Below are 5,433 nucleotides of genomic sequence, written 5' to 3'. Positions count from 1 at the left end.
GGAGGCGGTGCGCTTTGGCTCGGTGCTGCTGGATGTGCTCAGGGCCCGGCCCGATCTCGATCTCACGCCCCCCTGCCGCCAACAGGTGTTCAAGGGGGAGGCGGTGAACCTCGATGCCCTGCCGCTGCTGCGCCCCTGGCCCGGAGATGGCGGCCGGATCATCACGCTGGGGTTGGTGATCACCAAGGACCCCGAAACCGGCACGCCAAACGTGGGGGTGTACCGGCTGCAGCAGCAGAGCATCAACACCATGACGGTGCACTGGCTGAGCGTGCGCGGCGGTGCCCGCCACCTGCGCAAGGCGGCAGCCATGGGCAAGAAGCTGGAGGTCGCCATCGCCATCGGCGTGCATCCGTTGCTGGTGATGGCGGCGGCCACGCCGATCCCCGTGCAGCTGAGCGAGTGGCTGTTCGCCGGGCTCTATGCCGGTGAGGGCGTGCGCCTGGCCAAGTGCAAAACGGTGAACCTGGAGGTGCCCAGCCACAGCGAGGTGGTGCTCGAAGGCACAATCACTCCGGGAGAAGAACTGGCCGATGGCCCCTTCGGCGACCACATGGGCTTCTACGGGGGCGTGGAGGATTCACCCCTGGTGCGGATCCAGTGCGTCACCCAGCGGCGCAATCCCATCTACTTCACCACCTTCAGCGGCCGCCCCCCCAAGGAAGACGCCATGCTGGCCATTGCCCTGAACCGGATCTACACGCCGATCCTGCGTCAGCAGATCCCGGAGATCGTGGATTTCTTCCTGCCGATGGAGGGGCTCAGCTACAAGCTGGCGGTGATCGCCATCGATAAGGCCTATCCGGGCCAGGCCAGGCGGGCGGCGTTGGCCTTCTGGAGTGCCCTGCCCCAGTTCACCTACACCAAGTTTGTGGTGGTGGTCGATAAGGCGATCAACATTCGCGATCCGCGCCAGGTGATCTGGGCGATCAGCGCCCAGGTGGATCCCCAGCGGGATTTGTTTGTGCTCGAAAACACTCCATTTGACACGCTCGATTTCGCCAGCGAAAGGTTGGGTCTGGGCGGCCGCCTGGCGGTCGATGCCACCACCAAGATCGGGCCTGAGAAGCGCCACCCCTGGGGCGAGCCCCTGGGGAGACCAGAGGAGCTGGAGGCCCGCATCGACAGCCGCTGGGCTGAGCTGGGGCTGGCCGACATCGGCACCCGGGAGGCCGATCCAGCCCTCTTCGGCTACACCCTCGAATACGTGCTGGAGCGGCTGGCGGGGCAAACCTGATGCTCAGCAAGCAGGCAAACCATGCCCTCAAGGCCCTGCTGGAGCTGGCCGCCGAACCCGAGCGCTGGCGCTCCACCCATGAGCTGGCCATCGCCCAGCAACTACCGGAACCCATGCTGGAGCAAATCCTGCTCCGGCTGCGGCGGGCCGGGCTGCTGGTGGCCCGGCGGGGACGGCTGGGGGGGTACCGGTTGGCTAGCACCCCCCGGTCGCTGTCGCTGGCGGCAATACTGATAGGTTTAGGCGAAGGGGCTGGAGCCGGAATCGCTGGCACTGCGACTGAAGCGGTGAGCCAAGCAGAAACCGCCGCCGCCGAGCAGGTGACTAGAGCTCTGGAGCAGCGCCTGGACCGGGCCCAGCTTCATGCTCTCGAAGACTTAAGTCTGGAAGATCTTATGTTTGACATGCGCAGCACCGAGGCTGGCGCCAACAGCGAGACGGGGCTGCTATTGGGGTGAACTACAAAGATCGTGGCGGCCGACGCCTAGCCAGCTGGAACCAGGAAGAGCGCCCAGGCAGACAGCACGCTGGAAGCTGATCGGGACAATAAGAAGCTGCTAGAACGCATCGAATGTTACAACCGGAGACTGGAGCATGAACTGCGTTTAACTATAATACGCAGAGCCCCAGCAGCAGCCATCCTGCGGTTCATTAAGAGATGTGGTTTGGCTGGCATGTAAGCCAGCTCAAGGCGATCCCCAATGTTCGTTCTAGGGGTGATGTCCGTTACCCACAGTGGTTCCTGTTGCAGATGGCTAGGTTCGGTATCCTGTGCGGCAACAGGAACTTACGCGATCTGGAGGCCTTTGCCAAGCTGAAGGCCTGTCCGAAAGGTAGCGGGTCCGCGAAGCCTTGAACCAAGAGCTGGGATTGGCTTTCAAGCTCTGGCCCTCAGCTGGCATCATCGTTTGCCTCTACCACTCCGCGGAATGGATGCCTGACGGCTAGAACAAGGTTCACCTGGGTTGGGAGCAGCTGCTGGCGGTAGCCGTTGCGATGGAGGGAGCGCTGATCAGAGAAGGGCCCATTACGCATGGCTCCAATAACGGCAGAGACCTCGGCCTGCAGCAGATCCTGAAGGACCCGCTGAACTCAGGGACCCAGGGGGCCACTATGGGTGAGGGTCATGGTCTGTGTTCGGTTCGGTGGTAGTGGTCCGAACAGGGTCACAGGCCAGCCCCCTAATACAACAACACAGAATTGATAGAGATGAGCCATCAGCCCGGGCTACGCCGAGACTGATCCTCCTGGATTACACCAATTCCTGGGACGCAGCTGTTTGAGCTGGCAAAGCCCTAGTCTTTGATTTTGGATCGTGCCGGGGTTGAAGGAGGCCTGCCTTATGCGATACGGATGCTTACCAGTGTGATTTCAGCAAACCTAGATACGAAGTACTCCTTGAGGAATTGAAAGTGCATGATTAAGAACTGCTTGCGAATAGCAAGATCATGGTCTATAGCTTTTCTACTTCAGAGCATCAACCAACTTCGTTACGTTTTTGGTAATAAGTGCATCCAGCGTGGCGCTGCCAAGCCATGGTTGGATGTCAACTCTTTTGAGGTGGGAAATTCCGAAATAAAGAAATCCTGGAGGCCATACAACCCATACAGGTGCCAGCTTGGCCGGATCGCCCTGCATTTACCGGAGATCATAATACCTCCACTACGCGTGACTATACTAGCGCAAGCAAGGATACTTTCCAGGTACGGTCAACTTTATACCAGTGATCTTCAACCTCTAGACGCTGATACACGCGAACAGCACGTCTTCAACGCATGCGCCGGGAGTCTACTCTTGCCGCTCACAAGAATCCAATCCGAAGCTCAAGATGACATTCTGCTCGCCCTTTTCGATTCAAGACAATGGCACTTGAACTACTTTCATTGGATTTGCGATTACCTTCCTAAGATCATCTGGGCCGAACGTTTCCTGGAAAGTCAAAAGCATCGGCTAAGATTGCTAATCTACACTAACCAAAAAGCCAAGACGCCTCACCTTCAGACCCTGAAGACCCTAGGCTACGAAAAAACGAACGTAATCGAACTCAATCCAGATAATATCTACTCGAACGTTACCCTAAGAAATATGATGAGGGTCGAATCCAGATACCGAAACGGGGGCGATATCCCCATCGACCAAATGCATCCCTCTGTCTATGAAGAGATAGGCAATCGGATAAAAATATTTGTCGCCTCAGCCTCTCGAAGAAGCTATGCAGCCAATTTATATATCTCTCGCGGAAGAGCGGGCACAAGAAGAATAATAAATGAGAGGGAGATTCTTCCCATTCTTATTGAGCACGGCTTTGAGATTCTGGAGCTTGAGACCATGGAATTCAACGATCAGGTTGCGGCCTTCTCAGAGGCCCGAGTGGTCATTGCTCCCCATGGTGCCGGCCTGACGAACGTCCTCTTCAGCAGAAATGCAAAGGTACTCGAGTTGTTTTCATTAGGACATGGTATTCGTCCGGAGTTCTTTCAGCTGACCATGATTAGAAAAGGAGAATACTACTTCCATACTTTCGAATCAGAAAATAAAAACGATGACTTCATCTTTAGTAAGGAGCTTGTCGTTCAATACTTGACCCTGCTTCTCTCCTGAAACCTGACTATGAATATATACCGCAGAGACGCCTGGATGTCTGTCTGTATGAGGCTTGTCGGGTCTATCAGCTCCCAATGGCCGCAACCACCGTCGGGTTCCGCTAGCCGTAACGGATTGGAAGGCATGCACGACGAGCCAACCGGTGGCAGCACCCAGTGGTGAGAGTGTTTTCTTGCAGCCGACACCGCAGGAAGTTCTATAACCACGGCACACCGCTAACTTAAACCTTCTCGGCAGCAGCACCGCCAGAAATATCACCGCTGTGCGAAAGCGTGACGACGCAGGCTGTGGACGGCTGATTTTTTTTGTCCGAAAGGTTTGCAAAATCGTCGGCTATTTGTTTATCTCACCCGAAAAAGCTGTCGTGATCAGGGTTGAAAAGAAGAAGCAGATCCAAGCCCTGCAGAGGACGCATCCGCTGTAGCCATTGCCTGGGCTAGATCAGAGGCGTCACCAGCAACTGCATCTGTGATGCCTAAAGTTGCACCAGCTGGATAGTGGTTCAACAACGCATCTCTCGGTACAACACAAGCGTGCGCATCACCCTGGAAGCCCTGCTACTAATGGTTAGAGTTCACTAAAGCAATGAGTGTTGGCACTGGACTCGGGTCACCAAGCATCAAGAAGAAGCTTAGCACTACCAGAGTGAAAGTATTGAAGAGATAGCACACTGTGATCAACAGCCGTTAGCCTGCTGAGGCTGGGGGGGAGGTCAGTCAATCCGAGCCGGATTGCACGGGGTTGTGCACGATATAAGGGCGCTAATGAAGTTGGTGGAGCGCCAGCAACAGCCCCATCCTTACTGAAGTTAGTGCCCCTCCGAGTGGTGTAACTCAGGAGGTCCTGTGACCCTTTCCGGAGGGTGAACAGGAGCAGTCAGAGGATGACTGCTTGGAAGCTGATTGCGCAGCTCCGTTCATCCAATATGAACACATAGATCGCTGAATTGGCAACTCAGCGATCTATGTGTTCTATGTAGATCTAGGGAGGAGCTGGTGCCTTTCAGCTGATGGGTTCGTCTGGCTGGGCGGACGGATCAGCATCGGTGAGCTCCAGCGGCTCTTCTGGCTCCGGGATCATGGCCATCGTGGCTTCGGAGAAGAAGCTGCGGTGCTCCAGCTGCCATTCCTCCTGCTGCTCCAGCAGCTGGCTACCAACCAACCGCACGCTCGCAGCGTCATTTGGAAAGTTGCCGACCACGTTGGTGCGGCGTTTGGTCATTGCGCTTCCAAGCGCACCTCGCGGAGCGACGTTAAGCCGCTCAAGCGGGTTGGTGCTCCAGATCTTGCGCCAGTGCTCCTGGGGAAAGTAGAGGAAGGCCAGTACGTCATCGCGAGCGGCGTCCATTACCGGCATAGCCGTTGGGAACTGCTTGCGCAGCATCTCGGTGACCCGCTGCCAGTGGGAGCGAACTTGCTCAGGTGCGTGGATCACGAATACTGCTTTCATGGCGGACAGGCAGCCACCATGTGCACGGCGACAATTAGGTAGGCGGGTCCGCGCAACTACATAGGCGGGTCTCAACGCGCGACAACAGGGCTCCGGTTCAGCTCTGGAGCTTTGTCATGCCCGCGTCTTTGTCGTTACGAATC

At 56.8% G+C, this 5,433-nt stretch carries 4 protein-coding genes; 3 read left to right on the top strand and 1 reads right to left on the bottom strand.

Annotated features, from left to right (window positions below; all coding sequences use genetic code 11):
• The 3 genes from KBZ15_RS17620 to KBZ15_RS17610 all read left to right on the top strand — a co-directional run.
• A partial coding sequence (locus KBZ15_RS17620; protein ID WP_255016529.1) for a UbiD family decarboxylase occupies positions 1–1,237 on the top strand: 1,237 nt, incomplete at its 5' end.
• Entirely contained in the window at positions 1,237–1,695 is a 459-nt protein-coding gene (locus tag KBZ15_RS17615) for an Rrf2 family transcriptional regulator (protein WP_255016528.1), read from the top strand. The genes KBZ15_RS17620 and KBZ15_RS17615, both read left to right, overlap by 1 nt.
• Before the next feature lie 1,081 nt (positions 1,696–2,776).
• Positions 2,777–3,838 carry a DUF563 domain-containing protein gene (locus KBZ15_RS17610; protein ID WP_255016527.1) on the top strand — a complete coding sequence of 354 codons (1,062 nt, stop codon included), beginning with the start codon at positions 2,777–2,779 and terminating at the stop codon, positions 3,836–3,838.
• Positions 3,839–4,843: 1,005 nt separating this feature from the next.
• Here KBZ15_RS17610 and KBZ15_RS17605 read toward each other — a convergent pair.
• Complete coding sequence (locus KBZ15_RS17605; protein WP_255016526.1) at positions 4,844–5,365, bottom strand: transposase; 522 nt, start codon at positions 5,363–5,365, stop codon at positions 4,844–4,846.
• Positions 5,366–5,433 lie beyond the last annotated feature (68 nt).

The organism is Cyanobium sp. BA20m-p-22 (genome assembly GCF_024346275.1).
GTDB lineage: Bacteria > Cyanobacteriota > Cyanobacteriia > PCC-6307 > Cyanobiaceae > Cyanobium_A.
This window is presented reverse-complemented; position numbering and strand designations above follow the sequence as displayed.

Coding starts and splice junctions, on each gene's coding strand:
- KBZ15_RS17615 (WP_255016528.1), top strand. CDS start 1,237: ATGCTCAGCAAGCAGGCAAACCATGCCCTCAAGGCCCTGCTGGAGCTG.